Below are 3,004 nucleotides of genomic sequence, written 5' to 3' on the forward strand. Positions count from 1 at the left end.
CGTTGCACTATCATGTCATGAATACATAGTGGCATGAGGCGAACCGGGGGAACTGAAACATCTCAGTACCCCGAGGAAAAGAAATCAACCGAGATTCCCCCAGTAGCGGCGAGCGAACGGGGAAGAGCCCAGAGTCTGAATCAGCTTGTGTGTCAGTGGAAGCGTCTGGAAAGTCGCACAGTAAAGGGTGATAGTCCCGTACACGAAGATGCACAGGTTGTGAGCTCGATGAGTAGGGCGGGACACGTGACATCCTGTCTGAATATGGGGGGACCATCCTCCAAGGCTAAATACTCCTGACTGACCGATAGTGAACCAGTACCGTGAGGGAAAGGCGAAAAGAACCCCGGCGAGGGGAGTGAAATAGAACCTGAAACCGTGTACGTACAAGCAGTGGGAGCCTTGATTTATCAGGGTGACTGCGTACCTTTTGTATAATGGGTCAGCGACTTATATTCTGTAGCAAGGTTAACCGTATAGGGGAGCCGCAGGGAAACCGAGTCTTAACTGGGCGTTAAGTTGCAGGGTATAGACCCGAAACCCGGTGATCTAGCCATGGGCAGGTTGAAGGTTGGGTAACACTAACTGGAGGACCGAACCGACTAATGTTGAAAAATTAGCGGATGACTTGTGGCTGGGGGTGAAAGGCCAATCAAACCGGGAGATAGCTGGTTCTCCCCGAAAGCTATTTAGGTAGCGCCTCGTGAATTCATCTTCGGGGGTAGAGCACTGTTTCGGCTAGGGGGTCATCCCGACTTACCAACCCGATGCAAACTACGAATACCGAAGAATGTTATCACGGGAGACACACGGCGGGTGCTAACGTTCGTCGTGAAGAGGGAAACAACCCAGACCGCCAGCTAAGGTCCCAAAGTCATGGTTAAGTGGGAAACGATGTGGGAAGGCACAGACAGCCAGGATGTTGGCTTAGAAGCAGCCATCATTTAAAGAAAGCGTAATAGCTCACTGGTCGAGTCGGCCTGCGCGGAAGATGTAACGGGGCTAAACCATGCACCGAAGCTGCGGCAGCGACGCTTAGGCGTTGTTGGGTAGGGGAGCGTTCTGTAAGCCGTTGAAGGTGAACTGTGAGGTTTGCTGGAGGTATCAGAAGTGCGAATGCTGACATAAGTAACGATAAAGCGGGTGAAAAGCCCGCTCGCCGGAAGACCAAGGGTTCCTGTCCAACGTTAATCGGGGCAGGGTGAGTCGACCCCTAAGGCGAGGCCGAAAGGCGTAGTCGATGGGAAACAGGTTAATATTCCTGTACTTGGTGTTACTGCGAAGGGGGGACGGAGAAGGCTATGTCATCCGGGCGACGGTTGTCCCGGTTTAAGCGTGTAGGTGGGTGACTTTGGTAAATCCGGGTCGCTGTTAACACTGAGGCGTGATGACGAGGTACTACGGTACTGAAGTGACAGATGCCCAGCTTCCAGGAAAAGCCTCTAAGCATCAGGTAACATTGAATCGTACCCCAAACCGACACAGGTGGTCAGGTAGAGAATACCAAGGCGCTTGAGAGAACTCGGGTGAAGGAACTAGGCAAAATGGTGCCGTAACTTCGGGAGAAGGCACGCTGTGCGAGGTGAAGAGACTTGCTCTCCAAGCTTTGCGCAGTCGCAGATACCAGCTGGCTGCAACTGTTTAATAAAAACACAGCACTGTGCAAACACGAAAGTGGACGTATACGGTGTGACGCCTGCCCGGTGCTGGAAGGTTAATTGATGGGGTTATCCGCAAGGAGAAGCTCTTGATCGAAGCCCCAGTAAACGGCGGCCGTAACTATAACGGTCCTAAGGTAGCGAAATTCCTTGTCGGGTAAGTTCCGACCTGCACGAATGGCGTAATGATGGCCAGGCTGTCTCCACCCGAGACTCAGTGAAATTGAACTCGCTGTGAAGATGCAGTGTACCCGCGGCAAGACGGAAAGACCCCGTGAACCTTTACTATAGCTTGACACTGAACCTTGAGCCTTGATGTGTAGGATAGGTGGGAGGCTTTGAAGTGTGGACGCCAGTCTGCATGGAGCCAACCTTGAAATACCACCCTTTAATGTTTGATGTTCTAACCTGGGTCCGTAATCCGGACTGGGGACAGTGTCTGGTGGGTAGTTTGACTGGGGCGGTCTCCTCCCAAAGAGTAACGGAGGAGCACGAAGGTTAGCTAATCCTGGTCGGACATCAGGAGGTTAGTGCAAAGGCATAAGCTAGCTTGACTGCGAGAGTGACGGCTCGAGCAGGTACGAAAGTAGGTCTTAGTGATCCGGTGGTTCTGAATGGAAGGGCCATCGCTCAACGGATAAAAGGTACTCCGGGGATAACAGGCTGATACCGCCCAAGAGTTCATATCGACGGCGGTGTTTGGCACCTCGATGTCGGCTCATCACATCCTGGGGCTGAAGTAGGTCCCAAGGGTATGGCTGTTCGCCATTTAAAGTGGTACGCGAGCTGGGTTTAGAACGTCGTGAGACAGTTCGGTCCCTATCTGCCGTGGGCGTTGGAGAATTGAGGGGGGTTGCTCCTAGTACGAGAGGACCGGAGTGAACGCACCACTGGTGTTCGGGTTGTCATGCCAATGGCATTGCCCGGTAGCTACGTGCGGAAGAGATAAGTGCTGAAAGCATCTAAGCACGAAACTTGCCCCGAGATGAGTTCTCCCTTGTCCCTAGAGGACGCTGAAAGGCCGTTGAAGACGACGACGTAGATAGGCTGGGTGTGTAAGTGCAGCGATGCATTGAGCTAACCAGTACTAATGACCTGTGAGGCTTAACCTTACAACGCCGAAGATGTTTTGGTGTTGGTGTAGAGAATCGGTACTCGTATAATCAAGTTCAGCTTGTTGACAGATTGGTCTTGCTGGTCCGAAAGGACGGGTGAGATGAAACAGAATATGCCTGGCGGCGATAGCGCGGTGGTCCCACCTGACCCCATGCCGAACTCAGAAGTGAAACGCCGTAGCGCCGATGGTAGTGTGGGGCTTCCCCATGTGAGAGTAGGGAACTGCCAGG

The 3,004-nt window shown here is 52.8% G+C and carries 2 rRNA genes; both read left to right on the forward strand.

The window, feature by feature from the left end:
* Positions 1–2,770, forward strand: a 23S ribosomal RNA gene (locus J5069_RS23620); the annotation flags it as partial.
* 119 nt (positions 2,771–2,889) lie between these two features.
* Positions 2,890–3,004 (forward strand): 5S ribosomal RNA (gene rrf, locus J5069_RS23625); the annotation flags it as partial.

The organism is Candidatus Symbiopectobacterium sp. NZEC127 (genome assembly GCF_025962675.1).
GTDB lineage: Bacteria > Pseudomonadota > Gammaproteobacteria > Enterobacterales > Enterobacteriaceae > Symbiopectobacterium.